This is a genomic window from Ruegeria profundi (assembly GCF_049800715.1).
Lineage (GTDB): Bacteria > Pseudomonadota > Alphaproteobacteria > Rhodobacterales > Rhodobacteraceae > Ruegeria > Ruegeria profundi_A.
Genome location: NZ_JBNAFO010000019.1, coordinates 27096 through 50015 on the forward strand (window position 1 = coordinate 27096; position 22920 = coordinate 50015).

Below are 22920 nucleotides of genomic sequence, written 5' to 3' on the forward strand. Positions count from 1 at the left end.
TGCGCCGCCCCTGCCAGATCTAGGCGCTGCGATAGAGCTTGGTCATCGAGAATTCGCGATGGCCAAGCGCTTCGGCGGCTGTGTTGCGGCCGTTGGCTGTGCGGCGGATCATGTCGATCAAGGCATCGCCCGCTTCGTCAATGGTCTGTTCCCGGCGCAGGATACCCGAAACGTCGACGTCCACGTGCTCGCCCATCGTACGCACGGTCCGAGGGTTCGCGGTGATCTTGATAACCGGAACAATCGGGTTGCCCACCACATTGCCTTGACCCGTAGGGAAGGTGTGGATGACTGCGCCACCGGCTGCCATCAGGGTCACACATTCCGCCGCAGCCGAAGAACTGTCCATGAAGTACAGCCCCGCGCCCGAGCTTGGCGCTTCGGCGGCATCGAGGATGTCGATATATTGCGAGGTCCGACCGATCTTTTCGAGGTTGCCCAAGGCTTTTTCCTCAATCGTGGTCAGGCCGCCTTCGATGTTGCCTTTGGTCGGCTGGGAATCCGACAGGTCATCGGTCTGATGCGCGAAGATCACGTCGTCCTGATAGGCTTTCCACATCTTGTACCAGCGCTCGCCAACTTCTTCGTTGATCGCGCGTTTCTGACAGATGTGCTCAGCGCCGGTAATCTCCGAAGTCTCGCCAAAAAAGCCGGTGATGCCTTCGGGTAGCAGCTTGTCGTACATATTGCCAACCGTCGGGCAGGACCCCAGACCGGTGGTGGTGTCGGACTCACCGCATTTGGTCGAGATCCAAAGCTCGTTCAGCGCGCATTCTTCGCGCTGGTATTCCGAGGTCAGATGCACGAATTCCTTCGCGGCCCAGCTGGCCTGACGGATGGTTTCAAAGTCCCCTTTCTGCTCGATCGAGAATTCAGCGACCGGTTTGCCAGTTTCTCGAATGCCATCGGCAATCCGTTTGGTCCAACCGGGCTCAATGCCGATCACGACAACAGCGGCCACATTAGGGTTCGCCCCGGTGCCAATCATGGTCCGGAAGTGCAGCTCCAGGTCCGCGCCAAACTGCAGGCGGCCATAGGCATGCGGGATGGCCAGTGTGCCTTTGACGTTATTGGCAACGGCTTCGCACGCCGCGTTCGAGATATCGTCGACCGGCAGGATAACCACGTGGTTTCGAACGCCGACACGGCCATTCTCACGACGGTAAGCATGCACAGAAATATTTTTGAAATCGAGTGCCATGAGACGGACTCCTTACCAGCGCTTTGTTTTGCAGTTGTGAGTGTGGACGTGACCGCCCTTGGGGATGTCGGCGATGATCTTGCCGATGTCCTCGCCGTATTTGATCGCGGTATCACCGTCCTTGAAGTCCTTCAGCGCGATCTTGTGGCCGATCGGCACATCAGCGCCCGATGTCAGGCGGAAGGTCGAATTGTCATGGGTTACGCAGACCAGCATATCGGTGCCAGCCGTCAGACCCTCGACCACGACAACACCGACATTGTCGGCATGTTCGTGGACGAGCAAGTGGGGGATTTCAGCCATTTGTAGTCTCCTCAGGCGTCAGGTTTTAGAATGATTTTCGGGGCCGCAACGCGCCCAGCCAGAATGTCTTCGAAGGCATGCGCGCCATCCGACAACGGGCGGCTTTCCACCCAGTCCAGTGCGCCCAGCCTGCCTTCGAACATGGCAGCGGCAGTGTCGCGGAAATCCTGTGCGGTATAGGTGTAGGTGCCGATGAAGGTGATTTCCTGCAGCGTCATGCGACGCACATCCAGGCCGCCTGTGTCTTCGCCCAGGCCGATATGCAGAACTACACCTCCGGGCTTGGCAGCTGCAGAAGCAGCCGCTCTTGTTGCCGCAAATCCGACAGCGTCGACAACAACAGGGAACTCGCCCTGAACCTCCTTGGCGACTTGCATCCCGCAGGTGGCGGCGAGGTACTCTCGGCGGATGTCATTTCTCTCGACGATTACAACTTCCTCAAAGTCCATCGCTTGCAGGGACAAAGCGGCGGCCACTCCAATTGCGCCGCCACCAATGACAAGCGCTTGGCGCGGTTCCGATGGATGCAGCGCCTCAACGCCAAGTCGGGCCGCATGCCAGCCGACGGCGATGGGTTCGGCCAGTGCCGCTTTGGCCAGTGAAACATCGTCAGGAACCGTGACCAGATTGGCTTCGGGGATGCGTACAAGCTGGGCGAAAGCGCCCTCGCGCGGGGGCATCGAGATGATCTGCCGCGTCGGACACAGGTTTTCACGTCCGGAAACACAGGCCGGACAGGCACCGCAATTGACCAGAGGGTTGATCGTCACACGCTCACTTGCGCGGGGTCCGTCAACGATGGTGCCAGCCGCCTCGTGCCCAAGGATAAGAGGGGCTGGGCGGCGGTTGTCGTGACCCAGATAGGCATGCATGTCCGAGCCACAGATACCCACGCTTTCCACCCGGATCAGCGCCTCGCCCAACTGTGGGGTTGGGTCCCTGGTCTCTTCGTAAGACAGGGCTTTAACGTCTGTATAAACAAGAGCTTTCATTTGGCGGTGAACCCTCCATCCAGCATCAGGATTTGACCGGTCACGTAGCGAGAGGCTTCTGAACACAGAAAGAGCAGAGGCCCATCGAGATCTCCGAGCGCCCCGTTGCGGCCAATGCAAGTTTGAGCTGCGTTACGTTCGGCGCGTTCGGGATCAGCAAAGACCGCCGCAGTCAGTTCGGTCTCAAAAAAGCCCGGGCCAATCGCATTTGTGTTGATCCCCGCGGACGACCACGCCTCGGCCATGGCGCGGGTCATCTGGGCCACGCCACCCTTTGAAGCGCCGTAGGGAAGTCCGTTTGGAAAGGCGCGGAAGGATTGTAGCGAGGCAAAGTTGACGATCCGCCCCCAGCCTTTTTCCTTCATGGCCGGAACAAAAGCCTGGCTCAGGAAAAAGGGGGCAGACAAGTTGACCGCGAGGGTCGCGTTCCAAATATCTGGTGACAGGTCCTCGGCTGGCAGTCTGGGGTTGAGGCCCGCAGCATGAACAAGAATATCCGGCGCGCCGAACGGAGCAGCTATTTCGTGCACCAGCTCCGGTTGGTTTTCAAGATCGGCCACATCGCCCGCGACGACGGCAACGTTTCCGCCCATCTCATCGGCCCAGCTTGCCAAGGCGTCGGCGCGGCGGGCAACGCCCACCACCTTTGCGCCAGAGTTTGCCAAGATCGTTGCCGCTTGTTGTCCGAGGCCAGAGCTGGCCCCGGTCACAACGGCCACGCGGCCGTCAACGCTGAATAATCGAGAGGAAGACAAGTGTTCTAGCCTTGCGCCGTCAGGTTGAATTCTTCGTCTGGGAAGTACTTCTTCAGGCGTATGTCAGCCGTGCGAGCGTGGCCTTCCATGCCTTCGAGGCGTGCAATCCGTGCGGTCGCTTCAGCGACGGGCTTGGCTCCTTCACGGGTCGCGCGCTGCCAAGTCACGATTTTCATGTACTTGTGCACACTCAAGCCACCTGTGTAGCTGGCCGCCCCAGAGGTCGGAAGAACATGGTTCGTACCTGCCGCCTTGTCGCCAAAGGCCACGGTGGTTTCCTCGCCCAAGAACAGCGAGCCATAGCAGCTGAGGCGATCCAGCCACCACTCCAGATCTTCCGCCTGAACCGTCAGGTGTTCGGGTGCATAAGCATCGGAAGTTGCAGCCATTTCCTCACGATCCGCGCAAAGGATGACCTCTGCGTAATCGCGCCAGGCGGCGGTGGCATTGTCGCGGTTCACTTCTGGCAGATCGGCAATCAGTTCTGGCACCAGCCGCATGACCTCTTCAGCCAGCGCGCGGTCATCGGTAACCAGCCAAACCGGCGAGTTATAGCCATGCTCGGCCTGACCCACGAGGTCAGCCGCGACCACCATCGGATCGGCTGTTTTGTCGGCCAGGATCAGGCTATCGGTCGGGCCAGCAATCATGTCGATGCCGACACGGCCGAACAGCATCCGCTTCGCCTCAGCCACGAACTGGTTTCCCGGACCCACGAGAATATTGGCCTTGGGCAAGCCGAATAGGCCAAACGTCATCGCCGCAACGCCCTGAACACCGCCCATGGCCAAGATTTTGTCTGCACCACAGATACGCGCCGCATAGATGATGGCAGGCGCAATACCCACGTCGGGGCGTGGTGGAGAACAAGCAACGATGTGCTTGCACCCAGCGACTTTCGCTGTGGTGACGGTCATGATCGCGCTTGCGATGTGGCTATACCGCCCGCCGGGCACATAGCAGCCTGCGGCATCCACCGGGATCGCCTTCTGACCGGCGATAAAGCCAGGCACGACCTCGGTTTCAAAGTCTTTGACCGTGCCCAACTGCGCCTCAGCGAACTTCTTGACGTTGGCGTGGCTGAACTGGATGTCCTGCTTCAGCTTTTCGGGTACGAGGGCCGACGCAGCCTCGATGGCCTCAGGTGACAACAGGATTTCACCATCGTAATTGTCAAACTTCCGGGCGTAGGCCATGGCTGCCTCATCCCCGCCGGCCTCGATTTCATCGAGAATGTCGCGGACGATTTTCTTGGTTTCCGAAGCATCGCTTTTCGAGGTCAGCGTCGCTTTTTTGAGATATTCTCTCGGCATTGATTGCTTCCTATTTGTAAATATCTGGCAGAAGAACGGTCGAGATCGTCGGCACGTAAGCGATGAACAGGGTGACGATCAGCATGAACAGGACGAACGGAATGGCGCGATAAGCGATCTTCAGGATCGACTCGCCCGTTATTCCTGCGACCACGAAAAGGTTCAGCCCCAAGGGTGGCGTGATAAAACCAACGCCCAAAGCTGTGATCATCATGATGCAGAACTGGATCTCGTTCATGCCGATGTCATCTGCCAGAGGCTTAAGGATCGGCGCGAGGATCACGATGTTCGGCGTCGTCTCCATCACGCAGCCCGCTGCGATCAGGATGCCGACCATCATCAGGATAAGGACAAGCGGTTCGTCACTGACAGAGGTGGCGGCTGCCACAAAGCCTTGCGGGACGCCAATGATGGCCAGTGCTTCGGCCAAGGGAGCCGAAAAGGCGATGATCGGCAGAATGACCCCGTTCACCTTGGCTGAACTAACCAGCATCGCTGGAAAATCGCTCAGGCTCAGAGTGCGCAGGATGAACCCCATGACGATCGTCACCACCACGGCTGTCGCACCTGCTTCGGTCGGCGTCAGTCGACCCGAAAAGATGCCGTAAAAGATGATGCCGGGTACCAGAAAGGCATACCAACCGGATTTCAGGGCTTTGCCTAGCCGAGAGAAGTATTCGCCCATGCTGATGTTGCCACCACCTTCCCAGCCCTTGAGGCGGTTCATGATGATGTTCGTGGCAAGAATGGACAGAAGGATCGCGATGCCGGGGATCAGAGCGGCCAGGAACAGTGTCGAGGCAGAAATGCCCAAAACAAGGCCGATGATGATATAGGCGATCGATGGAGGGATCAGGATACCGGTACAGGCACCAGCCGCAACAAGAGCACAGGCATATGGTCGGGGGTAGCCGGATTCGACCAATCGGTCGATCGTCATACGGCCAACAGCTGCGGCCCCTGCGGCGTCCGAGCCCGAGATCGCGGCGAACATCCCGCAGACAAGCACCGTGGCTGATCCAAAGCCGCCCTTGGCGAATTGCGTTAAAGCCTCGGCCACATCAAGAAATTTTCGACTGAGCCCGGTTCTGACTAGGACGTCGCCTGTTAAGATGAACAGCGGTACAGCCGTCAGCGCGAAAAAGTCGATGCCAGAAAACAGCTTTTCTCCGACGAGGCTCAAAGGCAGGGCCCCTGACCAGACAAGCATCAGGATCGCGGCGGAACCGATGGCGGCCCAGACGGGAACGGCAAGTGCGACAAGGACGACGAACAGGATGACCGGGCCATAAAAATCCCAGCCGAGGACAACGGATTGATCGAGTTGGTTCCAAAGCATGTCCAGCCCCCTCAGTCGAACAGTTTGTCACCTTCGTATACGGGACGACCCGCACGAAGGTCCGCGATGTCGCGGAGGATGGATTGGAAGAGGCGCAGCAGAACCAGTGCGAAACCGATTGGAACGGCCATCAGGAACCAGACACGGCTGATGCGCAGACCGTCTGTCACAGATCCAAATTTTGCGGAAACGTGGACCGTTTCATACGAGTAATAGAGCGCCACGACCGACACGGCGACCATCACAAAATCCCCAAAGAGATAAAGCAACGCCTTAATCCGCGGGCTGACATAGTGCATGATCACGTCAATGCGGATATGGCCGCGTTCACGAACCGCAGCGGCAGCGCCGATCCATGCGAGGTAGATGAACGAGTATCGGACGATTTCCTCGCCCCAAATCGAGGAATAGGACAACAACTCGCGCCGAAGCACTTCGATGAACATCGTCGCCACCAGCATCGTGTAGAACACGAGCAGCAGCCAGCGCTCGGCATTCCGGTTCAGTTCTTGCAGTATTCGTTGCATGCAATCCTCCCGTTCACCGGCACCTCAAGGGCAGCCGGCAGCCGGATTTCCAAGTTGTCGTCAGATTTTATGGGGCGGCCAGAAACTATGCCGCCCCTGAAACGCGACGAGGCGTATCAAGCATCGTGGACGTAGTAGCGTCCTTTCGTGCCAGCCGCTTCTTCCAGCTTGGCAAAGTTGTCCATGGAACCGGCGAGCTCGACCTTGAACTCGTCCCAATCGGACAGTTGGTATCCACCAGCGGCTTTCCATTCCGCAAGCTGATCCTCGGTGAGGCTGTGGAACTCAACACCCGCTTTGCGCAGTTCTGCCATTGCGTAGGTACGTGCAGATGGAACCTTGGCCAGGTTCTGATGCGAGGTCAGCTCGCCCGCGAACTCGATGCCTTCCTGCACATCTGCGGGTAGCGAGTTGAACCATTCCAGATTCATCGAGTAAATCTGGCTGTCCGGCACCGCCTGGGTAAAGGTGACATGGCTCAGGATGTCCTTGAAACCAAACACAAAGAGCGCGCCAACCGACGGATCAAGAGCATCCGCCACGCCCTGCTTGATCGCCGAAGGCGTTTCGCCCCAGGCCACCGGCGTCGGGTTCGCGCCGACCATGCGATAGTACTGCTGCAGCATCTTCGAGCCGGGCACGCGGAACTTGACCCCCGCCATGTCGCCGGGCGTGATCACGGCGTTTCCACCCTTGCGCACGGCTACAACACGTGGGTCGATATTGATGTAGAACAGCGCTTTGAAACCTGCGGCTTCGATCTTGGGGTGCACTTCGGCTTTCCACGCATCCGAGGTCACTAGGTTGGTGAAGCGCTGGTTCGAGCCGCAGAAATAGGGCATGTTGATCAGGTCAGCCGCGCTCGCATAGGGCGCGAAATTCGACAGGGAATGCTGCGCGCATTGGATGGTGCCAGCCTGCACCGCCTGCACCAAGGCGCCACCGGCCCCGAGCTGACCACCCGGTGCCAGCTTGACATAGACCTTGCCATTGGTGGCGTTCTGGATGTTTTCCTTCAGGTCCAGCTGCATAATCGGATAGCTGCGCGACGCACCCAGGACATAGGCTGTCGCAAGGGTCATCGTGAATTCCGCTGCATCCTCGCGTTCACGCTCTTCCTTGGCGGTTTGTGCCGCAGCCTCGCTAGACCACAAGGTCCCCGCAGCCCCTGCAACCAATGCTGCGGTGAAGCTACCGCTTCCTGCCAGCTTCAAGAAGTTCCGGCGTGAAGCCGAAGCCAATTCCTGCTTTTCACGATCCATGTTTTCCTCCCTATGGGTCATGTCATTTATTGTTTTTTTGATTGTGCAGCCGCCTCTTTCCTTAGCGTGACGACAACGAATGCGAGCGATGCCGCGAAGAGCAACACCATCTCTCCTACGTCGCCCAGGAATTGGCCGTAGCCAAATGCGCCCGCGACGACGTTGATCAGGAACGCCAGAAAAAGCGCAATGGCCGCAAATATGAACATTGCCAAACCCCCTCCTCTCCGATTCGAAGCCACTGTAAGCGCTTACATTTTGCATTGCAAGCGCTTACACTGTATCTAGACGGGCACGCCAGTTGACCCCACATTCCGAAGGGCGCAAATGGAGCGCCAAAACCACGAGTGTATTTAGGTAGATGACGAAGGCACCATTTCCAGACGAGCCAAGCCGGACGTCACCGACACTGGAAGACGTTGCGCAAAGCGCAGGCGTTTCAACGGCCACAGTTTCGAGGTGCCTCAACAATCCCAAAATGGTATCCGAGAAAACGCGCGAGAGGGTCCTCAGCGCGGTCAAAACACTTGGCTATACACCGAATTTCGGGGCTCAGGCTCTTGCCGCCAAGCGCACCAGAACCTTTGGGGCAATTATCCCGACGATGGAAAACGCCATCTTCGCACGTGGCCTCCAAGCCTTTCAGGAAGAGCTTCAGAGGCATGGCATAACCCTGCTCGTCGCCAGCTCTTCATATAACCCTGAGCTTGAAGAAGAGCAGATCCGCAGCCTCGTGGCGCGCGGTGCGGATGCGCTGTTGCTGATTGGCTTTGACCGGACCCCACAGGTTTACGATTTCCTTAAGAAACAACGGATCCCGTGTGTGGTCGCCTGGGTTTATGATCCCAGCCAATCGCAACTGTCCATCGGGTTCGACAACCGAAGCGCGATGCAGGCGCTGACCGAGCAGGTACTCGACTTGGGACATCGCGCCATTGCCTTTGTCACTGCGGAGCGGGACGGCAACGACAGAGCTCGGTTGCGCTGTGAGGGCGTAGAACAAGCGATGCTGTCTCGGAAACTTGATGCCGGTAACCTGCACGTGATCGAAACGCCCTACTCGATCGACAACGGAGCCCGCGCCCTTGAGGCGGCGATGGAATTGGACCCGAGACCGACTGCAATCCTTTGCGGCAACGATGTTCTTGCCGCTGGTGCTCTCAGGCAGGCCCGGAAGATGGGCCTCGAAGTGCCGAGAGATGTCTCCATCACCGGGTTTGATGACATTGAAATAGCAGAGATCGTAACTCCGGCCCTGACAACTGTTCATGTTCCGCATCGAAACATGGGCAAAGGCGCCGCTCGTATGCTGGTCGCTTTGCGCAAAGGTGAGGATGCGGGGTCAAGTGTACAGCTCGAAGCCACGACAAAGATACGCGAGTCACTCGGGCCTGCACCCCAGGCCTAGGACACATGGCCACTAGTTGACCCGAGCTACCTCTAAAGCATCCGGCCCACCCAGTAAGGGCAGGCCGGACAGGTTTTCGTGAGTGGATGGTCTTAGTCGTACAGAACGGCCGAGATTTTCGGGTCGTCGATATTCGAGGCATCGTAGTAGTAGAAGCCCGTGTCGATCAGGGTCGGTACTTCTTCACCGTTCAGGGCCGAAACGGCAGCTTTGACGGTTTCATAGCCGATACCAACGGGGTTCTGCGTGATCGCACCAGCCATCAGACCGCTTTTGATCGCGTCTTTCTGCGCCTTGCCACTGTCGTAGCCGATGATGACCAGACCTTCAGTGCCGAGTTCCTGAACGCCATTCACAACACCAATGGCTGAACCTTCGTTGGTGCCGAAGATACCATTCAGATCCGGGTTTGCAGTCAGGATTGCCTTGGTCACCTCGGTCGATTTCAGGTGATCGCCCTGACCGTATTGAACCGTGACGACTTCGATGTCCGGATATTTCTCAGCGATGCGGTTTACGAACCCGTCGCGGCGGTCGATCCCTGTGCGGCTGGTCTGGTCATGCGCCACAACGGCAACCTTACCCTTGCCGCCAATCTTCTCGGCCATCTTGTCCGCTGCCAGACCGGCCGCTGCAAGGTTGTCCGTGGTTGCGGTCGAAAGCGGGATGTCGCTGTCGACGCCACTGTCAAAGGCGATGATTGGAATGCCTTTGTCATTGGCCTGTTTCAGCAGCGGGATCGCCGCTTGGCTGTCCAGCGCGGCAAAGCCGATGGCTTTGGGATTATTGGCCAGGGCTGCTGCCAGCATGTCGATCTGACGGTCCACCATAGTTTCGTTGTCCGGGCCTTCGAAGGTGATGGTGACGTCAAACTCATCCGCTGCTTGCTCTGCGCCGGACTTCACCGCCTGCCAGAACTGGTGCTGGAAGCCTTTGGACACCAGCGGGATATAGATTTCTTCGGCAGCCGCCATCGAGGCGGGACCTGCCAGGGTTGCGGCACTCAGCGCCCCCAGAATGAAACGACGTGAAAACATGTTTTCTCCTCCACAGTTGGTCGTTTTCTATTTTGTTATTCTCAGCCGGACTTCTTGCGCCGTGCCATGTCGGCATAGACCGCCAGAATAATGATCGCGCCGGTGACAACGGTCTGCCACTCCTGCGCGACAGACAGGACACGCAGCCCGTTGGTCAGAACCGCCATGATCAAGGCGCCGATCAATGTGCCCAGGATCGTGCCGCGACCGCCCGAGAGCGATGTGCCACCGATGACAACGGCCGCGATGGCCTCCAGCTCGTACCCAAGGCCCAAGGCAGGCTGTGCCGAGTTCAGACGCGAGGCGATTAGAATGCCGCCAATGCCGCAGATCGCTCCGGCCAGCGCATAGATGCGGATCTTCCACATATCGGTGTTGACACCGGACAGGCGCACCGCCTCTTCGTTCGACCCCAGCGCAAAGGTATAGCGGCCCAGAACTGTGCGGCTCAGGATATAAGAGGCGGCGATGGCGACGATGAACAGGATCAGCACGCCATTGGGGATGGGCAGCGCTGGGAAGACCTCTCCGATCAGCGACCCGCGCGAGATCTGGTCAAAGCCCGGCGTGTCATTGAAGTAGATTGGTCGCGTCCCCGAGATCACCAGCGAGAGCCCCTTCAGGATCAGCATCATGCCGAGTGTGGCGATGAAGGGTGGGATTTTCATCTTGGCGACGAAGGTCCCCGAACACAGGCCACAGAACGCACCCGCCGCGATTGCGGCCGCGACACCCAATAGCAACGGCATGCCCAGATAGGTCAGCACCACCCCCGCGATCACCGCGCAAAAGGTCATCAACGTGCCCACCGACAGGTCGATCCCGCCGGTGATGATCACCAAAGTCGCAGCAACCGCCAGTACACCGTTGACCGAGGTCGCCTGCAAAATCGCAATCATGTTCGAGGTTTGCATGAAGTTCGGCGACGCGATCGAAAAGCCGATCAGCAACGCGATCAAGCTCGCGAAGGCCAGCATTTTCTGGTAGGCGCCGCTTTCCGACAAACCCCCGAGGGGTTTTTTCTTGTCGATATCCGTAGCTGTGGTCATTGAATTGTCCCCGTTACCTGCATCGCCGCAGCGCGTTGCGTGGCCAGATGCATGATGTCTTCTTGTGTGGTGTCTTTTCCGCCGGGCAGAATGCCGGTCAGCCGGCCTTCGCACATCACGGCGATGCGGTGGCTGAGGCGCATGATCTCGGGCAATTCGGACGAGATCACGATGATCGTCTTGCCCTGCTTTGCCAGCTCCTCAAGCAGTTTGTAGATTTCGGATTTTGCACCGACGTCGATGCCCCGTGTGGGTTCATCGAAGATCAGGATATCGCAATCGCGCAGCAGCCATTTGGCGATGACCACCTTTTGCTGATTACCGCCGGACAGCAGCCGAACCTCTTGCACATCTGATGGCGTCCGAATGCCCAGCTGCGCGATGTAGCCTTTGGCGGTGGTGCTGATTTCACTGTCGTTCAGAACGCCGCCTGCGCTTGTGAAAAGATCCATCGAGGCCAGCGCGATATTGTCCCGCACATTCATCCCCGTGGCGAGGCCGAAATGTTTGCGATCCTCAGATAGATACCCGATCCCGGCCTTCACCGCGTCAGTCGGCGACTTGATCGAGACCACGTGACCATGCACTCGGATTTCACCGGCATCTTTTGGATCAGCGCCAAAGATTGCCCGCGCGACCTCGGTTCGGCCAGCGCCCATTAGTCCGGCAAAGCCGAGTATCTCGCCTTTCTGAACCGAAAAGCTGACATCTTGGATTTCTTTGCTGCGGCTCAAGCCTGTAACTTGCAGCGAAACCTCAGCATCGCCCAGATCGGGCACGTCCAGAGGTTCCTCATTCACCTCACGCCCCACCATCATTGCGATGATCTGGCTGATCGGGGTCTCTGCGGCACCCACCGTGCCGACATATTCCCCGTCGCGCATAACCGTGACCCGATCCGAGATCTGCTTCAGCTCATCCATTTTGTGGCTTATATAAACGATACCCACACCCTCAGACTTGAGGCGGCGGATGATCACGAACAACTCGGCGATCTCGGCGTCATTCAGGGCGGCAGTCGGCTCGTCCATGATCAGAGCTTTCGACCGGAAGGACAAAGCCTTGGCGATCTCGACCATCTGCTGTTTTGCAATGGTGAGGCTGCCGACCAGCGCCTTTGGGTCGAGGTTCAGGTTCATCGAGGCGAAGATCTCGGCCGTTTGCGCATTCAGCGCGGCTTCGTCCAGACGACCAAAGCTTTTGCGCGGTTCGCGTCCGATGAAGATATTCTGCGCGACGGTCAGGTCATTCATCAGGCTCAGTTCCTGATGGATGATGCCGATGCCCAGATCCTGCGCCTCACGCGGGGTGGTTGGGCTGACAGATCGCCCCTCGATCACCAGATCGCCGCCGTCACGCTGATAGATGCCCGAGAGAATCTTCATCAGCGTGCTTTTCCCGGCACCGTTCTCGCCCATCAGCGCGTGAACTTCACCCGGAAACAGATCGAACTGCACGGATTTCAGCGCATGCACACCGGGGAAGTGCTTATCAATCCCCGTCATGTCGACCAGTTTCGTCATTTCTCCTCCCATTCTGCCCCTCTCCCCAAGGGCGGTGCGGCTTACATCACCGCGCCGATTTGCCAGGGGACGAACTCCACGCCCCCAAAGCCAAGTTCTTCACTTTTGGTTTTCTCGCCTGAGGCGACACGGATCAGGATTTCGAACAGCTCTTCGCCTTTGGCTTCGATGCCGACGCCATCGGTGACGATGTCGCCGCAGTTCAGATCCATGTCGTCTGCCATCCGGGCATACATTTCCGAGTTGGTCGCCAATTTGATGCAGGGTGTTGGCTGATAACCCGACACCGAACCACGCCCGGTGGTGAACACGATCAGGTTTGCGCCTGAGGCCACCTGCCCTGTAACCGAGCATGGATCAAATCCGGGGCTGTCCATGAAGACGAATCCGTGTTTGTCCACCTTCTCGCCGAACTTATAAACATCGCGGAGCGGGGCCGTGCCGCCTTTGGCGACAGCGCCCAGCGATTTCTCCAGAATGGTCGTCAGCCCGCCGCGCTTGTTGCCGGGGCTTGGGTTGTTGTCCATCTCGCCGCCATTGCGCTCGGTGTAGTCTTCCCACCAGTGGATGCGCTCTATGAGCTTTTCGCCCACTTCGATGGTCTCGGCCCGGCAGGTCAAAAGATGCTCCGCCCCATAGATCTCGGACGTCTCGGACAGGATCGTTGTTCCGCCGTGGCGCACCAGCAGGTCTGAGGCATACCCAAGGGCTGGATTGGCCGTGATCCCGGAATACCCGTCCGATCCGCCGCATTGCATCCCAACGGTGATTGCGCTGATTGGTGCCGGCGCGCGCTCGGCTTGATTGGCCAGCTCGGCTATTCCCCGCAGCTCATCCAAACCGCGTTCGATCGTGCGGCGTGTACCACCCTCGTTCTGGATGGTCATGTAGCGCAACGCGCCGTCTGACCGGATCGGGCGTCCTCCGACAAGGTCTGCGACCTGCATGACCTCGCATCCCAGTCCGATCAGCAGGATTCCTCCGAAATTCGGGTGCTGCGCGTAGCCAGCCAGTGTGCGGAACAAGGTGGCGTAGCCTTCGTCCTTGCCGGACATGCCGCAGCCCGTGCCATGCACAATCGGCACCACCCCATCGACATTGGGGAAATCATCCAGCAGCCCGGACTTTTCGGCCGCCTCTGCAATGAACCTTGCAACCGAGCCCGAGCAATTCACACTGGTCAGGATGCCGATATAGTTGCGGGTCCCTACCCGACCGTCGGCACGGTGATACCCGTCAAACGTCCGATCTGCAGTCAGCGCCGGCAGCGGAGCATTGGCGCTGGCATGCGCATAGTCCTGCTGATGCGCGCCCATTCCCAGATTGTGGACATGGATGTGATCCCCGGGTGCGATGTCGTTTTTGGCCTGACCGATGATCTGGCCGTAGCGGATGACATTTTCGCCAGCCCGAATCGGCATCGTCGCAATCTTGTGCCCGCGGGCCACTTGCGAGGTCAGAGGTGTCGGCACATGTGTCGGCTGCTCGCCCGCCTGCAAGTCACGCAGGGCAATAACAATATTGTCATCAGGGTTCAGCTGAACCACGTCCCGCGCAGCCTTTTCCAGAACATTTGTGCCGTCGTGTGCTTGCATCACTTCCCCGCTTGCTTGACCCATGTTGCTAAGTGGTAGATCTTCTCTTGTCAACTAACATGTTAGAATGTTAAACCCTGATCATGAACAAGCTCCAAGATATTGACGCCTCTCTCCTGCCCGAGATTGCGACCACCGAAGGGTCGCTGGCTCAGCGGGTTCACCACTCTTTGAAAACGGCGATTCTGGCGCTGGACTTTCCACCGGGCGCGAATCTTCGGAAGGCCCCGGTTTGCGAGCGTTTAGGCGTGTCACGCGCGCCTGTTGCGGACGCCATCGCCCGGCTTGCATCTGAAGGTTTGGTGGATGTGGTCCCGCAATCGGGGACGCGTGTGTCCTATTTCTCGATGGACGAAATCCGCGAAGGCGCCTTTCTCCGTGAAGCACTCGAACTAGCAACCGTCGCCAAAGTGACGCGGGACCTGACCGAAGATCAGCGCAAACGCCTCAGCCGCAATATGCGCCTGCAAGAGCTTTTGATCGAAGATGATGATATTCCCGGCTTCTATCAGGCCGACGAAGAGTTTCACGGCATGCTGATGGACTTCACCGGCTTCCGTCACCTCGCCAACGTTGCGCAGAATGTTTCTCTGCAGGTGAGCCGGGCGCGGATGCTGCTGCTGCCGACCCCGGGCCGGATTGCGGAAACACTGGCGGAACACAAAGCCATTTTTGACGCGATTTGCAGCCGCAACGAACAGACCGCTCAGGACGCCATGCGCGCCCACTTGGGACAGTTGATGCCGCGCATCGAGGAACTCAAGCAGCAAAAACCCCACCTTTTCAACTTCACGCAACAGTCGCATAGCGAGGCAGGATGACCGTTTCACAGACAGAATTGCTCAATAACCGCACTGCGCGGCCCGTTCCGCTGACCCGGATGGGATTTGGCGGTGCCCCGCTGGGAAACCTTTACCGCAAAGTGTCGAATGAAGACGCGCAGGCCGCGCTTCAGGCCGCCTATGATGCGGGCATTCGGTTCTTTGACACCGCACCGCAATACGGGCTTGGGCGGTCCGAGCGCCGCTTTGGCGAAGCGATTGCCCGCTTTGGCCGCGAGAACATCCAGCTGTCCACCAAGATCGGGCGCCTGCTGCTGGATTGCGAACCACATGAGGTCACGCCCGAGGCTTTCGTGGACGTTCCGCAAAAACGGATCGAATTCGACTATACCTATGACGGGGTGATGCGCTCCTACGAGGCCAGCCGTGAGCGCATCGGGGTCGCAAATGCCGACATCCTTCTGGTGCATGACGTCTGCGTGTTCAGCCAGGGCAGTCAGGAAATGTCCGACGCCAAGGTGCGTGAGCTGTTCGACGGTGGCGGCTACAAGGCACTGGTTGAGCTGCGCGACGCCGGAGAGATTGCCGCCATCGGCGCAGGTGTGAACGAATGGCAGGTGTGTGAAAAGCTGTTGGGTCTGGGTGATTTCGACGGCTTCCTGCTAGCCGGCCGCTACACGCTGCTTGAGCAAGAGGCGTTAGACAGCTTTCTGCCCCTTTGTGAAAAGCGCGACGTGGGGATCATTCTGGGCGGGCCATACAACTCCGGCATCCTCGCGACCGGAGCCGTGCCGGGTGCAAAATACAACTACGCCGATGCGCCCGAGGAAATACTGGCGCGCGTCCGTAAGATCGAGGCCGTTTGCGCTGCGCATGACACCCCTCTGATCGCGGCGGCCCTGCAATTTGTTCTGGGCCATCCGTGCGTCAAAACAGTCGTGCCGGGTGCCGTCAGCGCAGCCGAGGTGCAATCCAACGTGGACCTGCTAGAGCGGGAAGTGCCCCCGGGCCTCTGGTCTGATCTGCGCTCCGAGGGGCTGATCCGTCCGGATGCACCGCTTCCGAGTGAGGCCGCCGATGCTGCGTAACATCGACCCCATTCTGTCGCCCAGCCTGCTACATGCGCTCAGAGCCATGGGTCACGGCGATGAAATCGTGATCGCGGATGCGAACTTTCCCGGTACAAGCACCGGCCCGGATTGCATCCGGGCGGATGGGTCAACCGCCAGAGAGGTGCTGCGGGCTGTGCTGTCCGTGATGCCTCTTGATACATTCGTGACCGACCCGGCCCTGACCATGAAGGTAGTCGGTGATCCGGACGCAATTCCCGAAACCGTCGAGGATTTTCAGGAGATCATCGACACGACTGCGGACAACCCTGCTAAGATTCAGGGGCTCGAGCGGTTTGCCTTCTATGAGCGTGCGGCGGACGCGTTTGCCATCGTTCAAACGGGCGAGCGCAGGCTCTACGGCAATATCATCCTGAAAAAGGGCGTGATCGGATGAGGATTGACGCGCATCAGCACTTCTGGGCCGTGGCACGGGGGGACTATGGCTGGCTGACGCCTGACTTGGACGTGATCTACCGCGACTTTACCCCCGATGATCTGGCCCCAATGCTGAAAGACGCTGGCATTGAAGGTACGCTGCTGGTGCAGGCTGCTCCGACGGTGGCCGAGACGGAATATATGCTGTCCCTGGCGGACGAGACCTCATTTATCAAAGGTGTTGTAGGTTGGGTCGATTTCGAAGCCTCGGATGCGGCGACCCAAATCGCTGCGTTGGATGCGCACCCGGCGTTGGTTGGTCTGCGCCCAATGATTCAGGATATTGCCGACCAACAATGGATGCTCGGCGACGCTCTGACCCCCGCTTTTACCGAACTTATTGCGCGGGGTCTGACGTTCGACGCATTGACCTTGCCGCAGCATCTGGGACCGCTCAGAAATCTACTGGCCCGTCATCCGGACATGAAGGTTGTCATTGATCACGGCTCCAAGCCGCTGATCCGGGACGCAATACTCGAGGGTTGGGCCGCGGATATGGCAGCCCTAGCGAGTGAGACCAACGCATGGTGCAAACTGTCCGGCCTTGTCACCGAAGCGGCATCCGATTGGACTGTCGATGATCTGCGACCTTATGTGGACCACCTTCTGAATACTTTTGGCCCGTCGCGCCTGATCTGGGGCAGCGACTGGCCGGTTTGTACCTTGGCCAGCAGCTTTGAGCGCTGGCTGGAAACCACAGACCTTTTGCTGAGCCAGCTCAGCAGCTCCGAACGAGATGCCGTCATGGGTGACAACGCCGCGCGGGCCTATAACCTCAGGGATTGATATGACTTTACCAAATCTGGACTCCAACGGGCTGTGGCTCGGACGTATTGAGCGCGCTGGGATTGGCCCCTGCGTTGTGACTCTGCGGGATGGTCGCGTGGTCGACATTACGTCGAAAACTGCGCCAACCGTCCGGGATATTCTCGAGCTGGACGATGCAGCGGATTACGTCCGTGCGGCGCAAGGCGAAGACCTTGGCCCGTTTGACGCGGATCATCAGTGGCTCGCTCCGTGTGACTTGCAAGCGGTCAAAGCTTGCGGCGTCACATTCGCCGGTTCAATGGTCGAGCGCGTGATCGAGGAACAGGCCGCAGGCGACCCAGCCAAAGCCGAGGCGATACGGTCGCGCATCGGCGCGCGGATTGGCGACAGCCTGTCCAATATCACGCCCGGCTCGGATGAGGCCGCAAAGGTCAAAGAGGCGCTGATCGAAGAAGGACTCTGGAGCCAGTACCTGGAGGTCGGGATTGGTCCAGATGCCGAAGTATTCTCCAAAGCGCAGGTTTTGTCTTCGGTCGGCTCGGATGCCGATATCGGGCTGCACCCGATTTCCACCTGGAACAACCCAGAACCCGAGGTGGTTCTGGCCGTCACCTCACAAGGTAAGATCAAGGGCGCAACCTTGGGCAACGATGTGAACCTGCGCGATGTCGAGGGGCGCTCGGCCCTGCTGCTCAGCAAGGCCAAGGACAACAACGCCTCATGCGCGATCGGACCGATGATCCGGCTCTTCGATGATGGCTTCACCCTCGACGACGTGCGCAAGGCCGAGTTGACGCTGACTGTCACCGGACCCGATGGGTTTGTTCTGAATGGCGCGTCTTCGATGTCCCAGATCAGCCGCGATCCGGCGGATCTTGTGAAACAGACCATCGGACGCCACCACCAATATCCGGACGGACTGATGTTGTTTCTAGGCACGCTCTTTGCCCCAACCCAGGACCGCGACACACCCGGAGGCGGCTTCACACATAAACTGGGCGATATCGTCACCATCGCCAATAAACAGCTTGGGGCACTGACAAACACGGTGCGCCTGTCCACGGAATGTCCTGAATGGACCTTCGGGGCCTCACACCTGATGCGAAACCTCGCCCAACGCGGCCTGCTTTAAGAGAGAACCAACATGTTAACCGGAAAACACCTGATCGCTGGCGAATGGGGCGGCGCAGACGCCACTTTTACATCGGAACCGGCCCATGGTCCCAGCCATGACTTTGCCGTTGGCACGCCCGCATTGGTCGACCGTGCCGTAGACGCTGCCGAGGAGGCCTTTGCCTCGTTCGGATGGTCGACCCGGGCCGAGCGCGCCGCCTTGCTGCGCAAGATCGCCGACGAGATTGACGCACGCGGCGATGCAATCACTGAAATCGGAACGCAAGAAACCGGCCTGCCCGAGGCCCGTTTGCAAGGCGAACGCGGCCGTACCGTCGGTCAGCTGCGTCTGTTCGCCGATCACATTGAGGCGGGCGACTATCTGGACATGCGCCACGATCCGGCGATGCCCAATCGCGCTCCCCTGCCCCGCCCCGACCTACGTATGATCCAGCGCCCGCTGGGGCCTGTGGCCGTGTTCGGCGCGTCCAACTTCCCACTAGCTTTCTCGGTCGCGGGGGGCGATACGGCCGCCGCCTTGGCCGCAGGTTGCCCCGTCGTGGTCAAGGGCCATTCGGCGCATCCGGGTACGGGTGAGATCGTCGCGCAGGCCATTGATGCTGCTATCAAGGCGACAGGCGTGCATCCCGGTGTGTTCTCTTTGGTGCAAGGCGGTAAGCGGGATGTGGGAACGCGTCTGGTGCAGCATCCTCTGATCCGGGCGGTTGGGTTTACCGGCAGTCTGGCAGGAGGTCGCGCCCTGTTCGATCTATGTGCGCAACGCGACGAACCAATCCCGTTCTTCGGTGAGCTGGGCTCGGTCAATCCAATGTTCATCCTGCCGCAAGCCGCCGCCGCGCGCGGGGCTGAGATCGGGACCGGCTGGTCTGGCTCTTTGACCATGGGAGCTGGGCAGTTCTGCACCAACCCCGGCATCGCGGTTGTCATTGACGGCCCCGAGGCGGATGCGTTCCAGTCTGCCGCCGAAGCTGGCCTGTCCGCCGTAGCCGAGCAAACCATGCTGACCGATGGCATTGCCGAAGCCTACCGTCAGGGGGTTTCGCGTGTTGCTGCGGGCACCGGGGTCACCCAGATCATAGGCACCAGCTGCGCGACGCGTGATGCTTCCCCCTACTTGTTCACGGTGTCCGGCGATGACTGGTTGGCCGATCACAAACTGCAAGAGGAGGTCTTTGGCCCGCTCGGCATCGTCGTCCGCGTCCGCGACACAGCTCAGATGCAGCAGATTGCGCGCGCCATCGAAGGCCAGCTGACTTGCACTTTGCATTTGGACCCGGGCGACCAGTCCGATGCGCAGGCGCTGCTGCCACTGCTGGAGCGGAAAGCTGGGCGTCTGCTGGCCAACAGCTTCCCCACAGGGGTCGAGGTCTGCGACAGCATGGTTCACGGAGGCCCCTACCCGGCGTCGACGAATTTCGGGGCGACATCGGTCGGCACTTTGTCGATCCGTCGTTTCCTGCGGCCGGTCTGCTATCAGGACATTCCTACTGATCTGCTTCCCGAGGATGTCTAGCGCTGCCGGATGCACCTTGCGAGCGATGTCAGCAGAAATACCACCGTACAGCCGTAGCCCTTGAAGGCGGTTGAACGATCTGAGCAACGAAGGAACCCGATATGAAACTACTCCGCTTTGGCCCGAAGGGCGCTGAGAAACCCGGGCTGCTGGATGCCGAGGGTGCGATTCGCGATCTCTCGGGGGAGGTTAGCGACATATCGGGCGAGGCGCTGGGAGATGAAACGCTTACACGGTTGCGTGCGTTGGATCCCTCTACCCTTCAAAAAGTCGAAGGCACCCCCCGAATTGGCGCCTGCATCGGTCAGGTGGGAAAGTTCATCTGCATCGGTCTGAATTACGCCGATCACGCCGCCGAAAGCGGTATGGAACTGCCGCAAGAGCCGGTGATTTTCTTCAAAGCCACCTCAGCGATCAATGGCCCGGACGATACCGTCGAAATTCCGCGCGGCTCGGTCAAAACCGATTGGGAGGTCGAACTGGGCGTCGTCATCGGGAAAGAGGCCAAGTATATCTCGGAAGAAGAAGCGCTGGATCATGTTGCAGGCTATTGCGTCGTCAACGACCTGTCCGAGCGTGATTTTCAACTTCACCGCTCGGGCCAGTGGGTTAAAGGCAAGTCCGCCGACACATTTGGCCCCATCGGCCCATGGCTGGTGACACGAGATGAGGTGGCGGACCCGCAGAACCTACCGATGTATCTCGAGGTAAACGGGCATCGCTATCAGGACGGTTCGACCAGAACGATGCATTTCGGTGTTGCGATGGTGATCTCGCACCTGTCGCAATTTATGTCACTGCAACCGGGCGATGTGATCTCGACCGGGACGCCTCCGGGCGTTGGGATGGGGCAAAACCCGCAGACCTACCTCAAGCCGGGCGACCGCATAGAGCTTGGGATTGAGGGATTGGGTGTGCAACGACAGAGTGTCGTCGCCGGGTAACCAATATCGCCGTTTCTAATAGACAGCACTGTATCAACGAAAAGCGCCGCCCTGTGTTTGGACGGCGCTTGGCTTGTTTGTGTTTAGGTGTGTTTATTCTGCGGCCTGTGGTGCCTCGGCGTGTTTGTCACGCTGGCTGTCGCGGAACAGTGCTTTGGCGAGGGCGACCATCATCAGACCCATCACCATAGTGAAGGGCAGCGCGCCGATGATCATCGCGTTGCGCAGAGCGTCCATCGGGTTGTTCTCACCCGCTGCAAGGATCAGCGCGCCGATCACCGCCAACAGGATCAGACCCCAGATGATGCGGTGCTTGATGCCCGTCTCCTGGCTGCCGCCCGACATGATCGTGTTCATCACCAGGATGCCCGAATCCGCCGAGGTCACCAGGAAGGTCATGATCAGCACAACGCACATCACGTTCAGCATCGACAACAGACCACCGTCGATCATGTAGGACAGCGTCACGAACAGCTTGTTGGTGTTCGAGGCCCCGATGATCGCGCCTCCGGCTTCACCGGCCAGTTCCAGATCGATCGCGGTGCCGCCCAGAACCGTCATCCATGCAAAGCAGACCAGCGCCGGTGCGAAGACACAGCCCAGGATGAACTCACGCACGGTGCGACCCTTCGAGATGCGCGCCAGGAACAGGCCAACAAAGGGCGAGAACGCAATCCACCAGGCCCAGTAGAACGTGGTCCAGCCTGCCTGCCAGCCAAACTGACGACCCTGCTCACCGGCGGCATAGGCCGCGGCCAGAGTGGCCTCGTCGAGTTCCGCTGCCGCGCCTTCCAGGCCGCTCTTGAAGCCGTCATAGCTGCCCCAGGCATTGGTCGCGCCACCCATCAGGGCATCCGCATGGGCCTGAGCCTCGGCCGGTAGAGCCGCTGCAAACGCCTCGGCCGAGAGCGGGCCGTAGGCGCCAAAGCTCAGCGACAGGAAGTGCAGGATGTAGTCCACCAGCGCGGTGCCATAGGTGGTCATCGCAAAGACGAACGAGCCGAAGACGACAAATGTGCCCAGCAGGATGATCGACAGCACCAAGTTCAGGTTCGACAGGTACTTAACACCCCGTCCAACACCCGACACGGCCGAGATGATCGACAGGCCCATGATCACCAGCAGACCTGCAATCAGGCCAACCTTCGACGGGGCCGGAACTTCACCATTGAGGTCCATGATCCACTCCATCCCGGTGATCGCATAGACACCGTCGATGAACTGGCTGACGCCATAGCCGATGGTGACCGACACACCCAGGATCGTTGCCACAACGCCCAGAACGTCGACCACATGGCCCAGGAAGCCGTTCATCAGCTTGCCGAACAGCGGCGTCAGCGCCGAGCGGATGGTCAGCGGCATGTTGCGCGTATAGGCGTAATAGGCCAGCGACAGGCCGGTCACCACGTAGATCGCCCAGGCGTGGAAGCCGTAGTGCAGATAGGTGTAGCGATAGGCCGACTGGACCGCCTCGGGCTCATTGCCTGGGACGTCGCCAGCGACAACCACGGGGTTCGAGCCCCACAGGCCCAGAGGCTCGGCGGTGGCGAACACCATCAGGCCCACACCCAGACCCGCCCCAAACATCATCGAGAACCATGAGAAATTTGAGAACTCGGGCTTTTCGCCGGGCGTCCCCATCACCCGCTTGCCGGTGGCCGGCAGCAGCGCAACGATGGCCAGAAAGAAGAAAAACAGCCCCACGATGACCACGTAGAAGCTGTTGAAGACCTCCAGAATCTGAGAGTTCCAGCTGCCCAGAGTGCTATTCGCGTTCGCCGGAAAAATCAGCGCCCAAAGCACAAGGGCTACCATCACACCCTTACTGATCAGCGCAATCGGAACGCTGTTATTCTCATAAAAACCACTATCCGCGGTCTTAATGTCCAAATCCGTAAACGGTTCTTTAATCGACATCAATTTCCTCC

At 59.2% G+C, this 22920-nt stretch carries 22 protein-coding genes; 8 read left to right on the top strand and 14 right to left on the bottom strand.

What is annotated here, in order from left to right:
• Positions 1 to 19: 19 nt before the first annotated feature.
• The 9 genes from ACP15L_RS21575 to ACP15L_RS21615 form a co-directional block, all read right to left on the bottom strand.
• Entirely contained in the window at positions 20 to 1201 is a 1182-nt protein-coding gene (locus ACP15L_RS21575) for a UxaA family hydrolase (RefSeq protein WP_425085731.1), read from the bottom strand.
• Positions 1202 to 1213: 12 nt separating this feature from the next.
• On the bottom strand, positions 1214 to 1504 hold the full coding sequence (locus tag ACP15L_RS21580) for a UxaA family hydrolase (protein ID WP_170378184.1): 291 nt from the start codon (positions 1502 to 1504) through the stop codon (positions 1214 to 1216).
• 11 nt (positions 1505 to 1515) lie between these two features.
• Positions 1516 to 2496: a zinc-dependent alcohol dehydrogenase gene (locus ACP15L_RS21585; protein ID WP_425085732.1), complete on the bottom strand. Its 981-nt coding sequence runs from the start codon at positions 2494 to 2496 to the stop codon at positions 1516 to 1518.
• Positions 2493 to 3215, bottom strand: a complete 723-nt coding sequence (locus ACP15L_RS21590; protein WP_425085733.1) for an SDR family NAD(P)-dependent oxidoreductase — start codon at positions 3213 to 3215, stop codon at positions 2493 to 2495. The genes ACP15L_RS21585 and ACP15L_RS21590 overlap by 4 nt, the downstream gene beginning before the upstream one ends.
• 41 nt (positions 3216 to 3256) lie before the next feature.
• Positions 3257 to 4564 carry a histidinol dehydrogenase gene (gene hisD / locus ACP15L_RS21595; protein ID WP_425085734.1) on the bottom strand — a complete coding sequence of 436 codons (1308 nt, stop codon included), beginning with the start codon at positions 4562 to 4564 and terminating at the stop codon, positions 3257 to 3259.
• 10 nt (positions 4565 to 4574) lie between these two features.
• Positions 4575 to 5903 (bottom strand): TRAP transporter large permease, encoded by a 1329-nt coding sequence (locus ACP15L_RS21600; RefSeq protein ID WP_170378176.1) that lies wholly within the window; start codon positions 5901 to 5903, stop codon positions 4575 to 4577.
• Positions 5904 to 5914: 11 nt separating this feature from the next.
• Positions 5915 to 6430 carry a TRAP transporter small permease gene (locus tag ACP15L_RS21605; protein ID WP_170378174.1) on the bottom strand — a complete coding sequence of 172 codons (516 nt, stop codon included), beginning with the start codon at positions 6428 to 6430 and terminating at the stop codon, positions 5915 to 5917.
• 116 nt (positions 6431 to 6546) lie between these two features.
• Positions 6547 to 7692 (bottom strand): TRAP transporter substrate-binding protein, encoded by a 1146-nt coding sequence (locus tag ACP15L_RS21610; protein ID WP_170549844.1) that lies wholly within the window; start codon positions 7690 to 7692, stop codon positions 6547 to 6549.
• Positions 7693 to 7718: 26 nt separating this feature from the next.
• Positions 7719 to 7901, bottom strand: a complete 183-nt coding sequence (locus ACP15L_RS21615) for a hypothetical protein (protein ID WP_170467628.1) — start codon at positions 7899 to 7901, stop codon at positions 7719 to 7721.
• Positions 7902 to 8053: 152 nt separating this feature from the next.
• On the opposite strand from ACP15L_RS21615, the gene ACP15L_RS21620 reads away from it, so the two are divergent.
• Positions 8054 to 9100: a LacI family DNA-binding transcriptional regulator gene (locus ACP15L_RS21620; protein WP_425085735.1), complete on the top strand. Its 1047-nt coding sequence runs from the start codon at positions 8054 to 8056 to the stop codon at positions 9098 to 9100.
• Between the two features lie 92 nt (positions 9101 to 9192).
• Here the strand turns inward: ACP15L_RS21620 and ACP15L_RS21625 are convergent, their stop codons facing one another.
• The 4 genes from ACP15L_RS21625 to ACP15L_RS21640 are packed head-to-tail and all read right to left on the bottom strand — an operon-like array spanning position 9193 to position 14304.
• On the bottom strand, positions 9193 to 10137 hold the full coding sequence (locus ACP15L_RS21625) for an ABC transporter substrate-binding protein (RefSeq protein WP_170689178.1): 945 nt from the start codon (positions 10135 to 10137) through the stop codon (positions 9193 to 9195).
• A 41-nt stretch (positions 10138 to 10178) separates the two neighbouring features.
• Positions 10179 to 11186, bottom strand: coding sequence for an ABC transporter permease (locus ACP15L_RS21630; protein ID WP_170378165.1), 1008 nt, complete (start codon positions 11184 to 11186; stop codon positions 10179 to 10181).
• Positions 11183 to 12709, bottom strand: coding sequence for a sugar ABC transporter ATP-binding protein (locus ACP15L_RS21635; protein ID WP_425085736.1), 1527 nt, complete (start codon positions 12707 to 12709; stop codon positions 11183 to 11185). Before ACP15L_RS21635 ends, ACP15L_RS21630 begins: the two co-directional genes overlap by 4 nt.
• 41 nt (positions 12710 to 12750) lie before the next feature.
• Positions 12751 to 14304 carry a UxaA family hydrolase gene (locus ACP15L_RS21640; protein ID WP_425085737.1) on the bottom strand — a complete coding sequence of 518 codons (1554 nt, stop codon included), beginning with the start codon at positions 14302 to 14304 and terminating at the stop codon, positions 12751 to 12753.
• Between the two features lie 83 nt (positions 14305 to 14387).
• Here ACP15L_RS21640 and ACP15L_RS21645 point away from each other — a divergent pair, with 83 nt between their 5' ends.
• The 7 genes from ACP15L_RS21645 (at position 14388) to ACP15L_RS21675 (ending at position 20992) form a co-directional block, all read left to right on the top strand.
• Entirely contained in the window at positions 14388 to 15125 is a 738-nt protein-coding gene (locus ACP15L_RS21645) for a GntR family transcriptional regulator (RefSeq protein ID WP_425085738.1), read from the top strand.
• Entirely contained in the window at positions 15122 to 16174 is a 1053-nt protein-coding gene (locus tag ACP15L_RS21650; RefSeq protein ID WP_425085739.1) for an aldo/keto reductase, read from the top strand. Before ACP15L_RS21645 ends, ACP15L_RS21650 begins: the two co-directional genes overlap by 4 nt.
• The gene (locus ACP15L_RS21655; protein WP_425085740.1) at positions 16164 to 16592 is read left to right on the top strand and encodes an RbsD/FucU family protein; all 429 of its coding nucleotides are present in this window, start codon (positions 16164 to 16166) and stop codon (positions 16590 to 16592) included. Before ACP15L_RS21650 ends, ACP15L_RS21655 begins: the two co-directional genes overlap by 11 nt.
• Complete coding sequence (locus tag ACP15L_RS21660; protein WP_425085741.1) at positions 16589 to 17419, top strand: amidohydrolase family protein; 831 nt, start codon at positions 16589 to 16591, stop codon at positions 17417 to 17419. Before ACP15L_RS21655 ends, ACP15L_RS21660 begins: the two co-directional genes overlap by 4 nt.
• Position 17420: 1 nt before the next feature.
• On the top strand, positions 17421 to 18533 hold the full coding sequence (locus ACP15L_RS21665) for a fumarylacetoacetate hydrolase family protein (RefSeq protein WP_425085742.1): 1113 nt from the start codon (positions 17421 to 17423) through the stop codon (positions 18531 to 18533).
• A gap of 12 nt (positions 18534 to 18545) precedes the next feature.
• Positions 18546 to 20048 carry an aldehyde dehydrogenase (NADP(+)) gene (locus ACP15L_RS21670; RefSeq protein WP_425085743.1) on the top strand — a complete coding sequence of 501 codons (1503 nt, stop codon included), beginning with the start codon at positions 18546 to 18548 and terminating at the stop codon, positions 20046 to 20048.
• 101 nt (positions 20049 to 20149) lie between these two features.
• Positions 20150 to 20992 carry a fumarylacetoacetate hydrolase family protein gene (locus ACP15L_RS21675; protein ID WP_425085744.1) on the top strand — a complete coding sequence of 281 codons (843 nt, stop codon included), beginning with the start codon at positions 20150 to 20152 and terminating at the stop codon, positions 20990 to 20992.
• Positions 20993 to 21085: 93 nt separating this feature from the next.
• Here ACP15L_RS21675 and ACP15L_RS21680 read toward each other — a convergent pair whose 3' ends face one another.
• Entirely contained in the window at positions 21086 to 22909 is a 1824-nt protein-coding gene (locus ACP15L_RS21680) for a BCCT family transporter (RefSeq protein WP_170468484.1), read from the bottom strand.
• Between the last annotated feature and the right edge of the window lie 11 nt (positions 22910 to 22920).

Excerpts from the sequence above, each read along its gene's own strand:
- ACP15L_RS21575 (WP_425085731.1), bottom strand. The coding sequence starts at position 1,201 with ATGGCACTCGATTTCAAAAATATTTCTGTGCATGCTTACCGTCGTGAG.
- ACP15L_RS21580 (WP_170378184.1), bottom strand. The coding sequence starts at position 1,504 with ATGGCTGAAATCCCCCACTTGCTCGTCCACGAACATGCCGACAATGTC.
- ACP15L_RS21585 (WP_425085732.1), bottom strand. The coding sequence starts at position 2,496 with ATGAAAGCTCTTGTTTATACAGACGTTAAAGCCCTGTCTTACGAAGAG.
- hisD (WP_425085734.1), bottom strand. The coding sequence starts at position 4,564 with ATGCCGAGAGAATATCTCAAAAAAGCGACGCTGACCTCGAAAAGCGAT.
- ACP15L_RS21600 (WP_170378176.1), bottom strand. The coding sequence starts at position 5,903 with ATGCTTTGGAACCAACTCGATCAATCCGTTGTCCTCGGCTGGGATTTT.
- ACP15L_RS21605 (WP_170378174.1), bottom strand. The coding sequence starts at position 6,430 with ATGCAACGAATACTGCAAGAACTGAACCGGAATGCCGAGCGCTGGCTG.
- ACP15L_RS21610 (WP_170549844.1), bottom strand. The coding sequence starts at position 7,692 with ATGGATCGTGAAAAGCAGGAATTGGCTTCGGCTTCACGCCGGAACTTC.
- ACP15L_RS21615 (WP_170467628.1), bottom strand. The coding sequence starts at position 7,901 with ATGTTCATATTTGCGGCCATTGCGCTTTTTCTGGCGTTCCTGATCAAC.
- ACP15L_RS21620 (WP_425085735.1), top strand. The coding sequence starts at position 8,054 with ATGACGAAGGCACCATTTCCAGACGAGCCAAGCCGGACGTCACCGACA.
- ACP15L_RS21625 (WP_170689178.1), bottom strand. The coding sequence starts at position 10,137 with ATGTTTTCACGTCGTTTCATTCTGGGGGCGCTGAGTGCCGCAACCCTG.
- ACP15L_RS21630 (WP_170378165.1), bottom strand. The coding sequence starts at position 11,186 with ATGACCACAGCTACGGATATCGACAAGAAAAAACCCCTCGGGGGTTTG.
- ACP15L_RS21635 (WP_425085736.1), bottom strand. The coding sequence starts at position 12,709 with ATGACGAAACTGGTCGACATGACGGGGATTGATAAGCACTTCCCCGGT.
- ACP15L_RS21640 (WP_425085737.1), bottom strand. The coding sequence starts at position 14,304 with ATGCAAGCACACGACGGCACAAATGTTCTGGAAAAGGCTGCGCGGGAC.
- ACP15L_RS21645 (WP_425085738.1), top strand. The coding sequence starts at position 14,388 with ATGAACAAGCTCCAAGATATTGACGCCTCTCTCCTGCCCGAGATTGCG.
- ACP15L_RS21650 (WP_425085739.1), top strand. The coding sequence starts at position 15,122 with ATGACCGTTTCACAGACAGAATTGCTCAATAACCGCACTGCGCGGCCC.
- ACP15L_RS21655 (WP_425085740.1), top strand. The coding sequence starts at position 16,164 with ATGCTGCGTAACATCGACCCCATTCTGTCGCCCAGCCTGCTACATGCG.
- ACP15L_RS21660 (WP_425085741.1), top strand. The coding sequence starts at position 16,589 with ATGAGGATTGACGCGCATCAGCACTTCTGGGCCGTGGCACGGGGGGAC.
- ACP15L_RS21665 (WP_425085742.1), top strand. The coding sequence starts at position 17,421 with ATGACTTTACCAAATCTGGACTCCAACGGGCTGTGGCTCGGACGTATT.
- ACP15L_RS21670 (WP_425085743.1), top strand. The coding sequence starts at position 18,546 with ATGTTAACCGGAAAACACCTGATCGCTGGCGAATGGGGCGGCGCAGAC.
- ACP15L_RS21675 (WP_425085744.1), top strand. The coding sequence starts at position 20,150 with ATGAAACTACTCCGCTTTGGCCCGAAGGGCGCTGAGAAACCCGGGCTG.
- ACP15L_RS21680 (WP_170468484.1), bottom strand. The coding sequence starts at position 22,909 with ATGTCGATTAAAGAACCGTTTACGGATTTGGACATTAAGACCGCGGAT.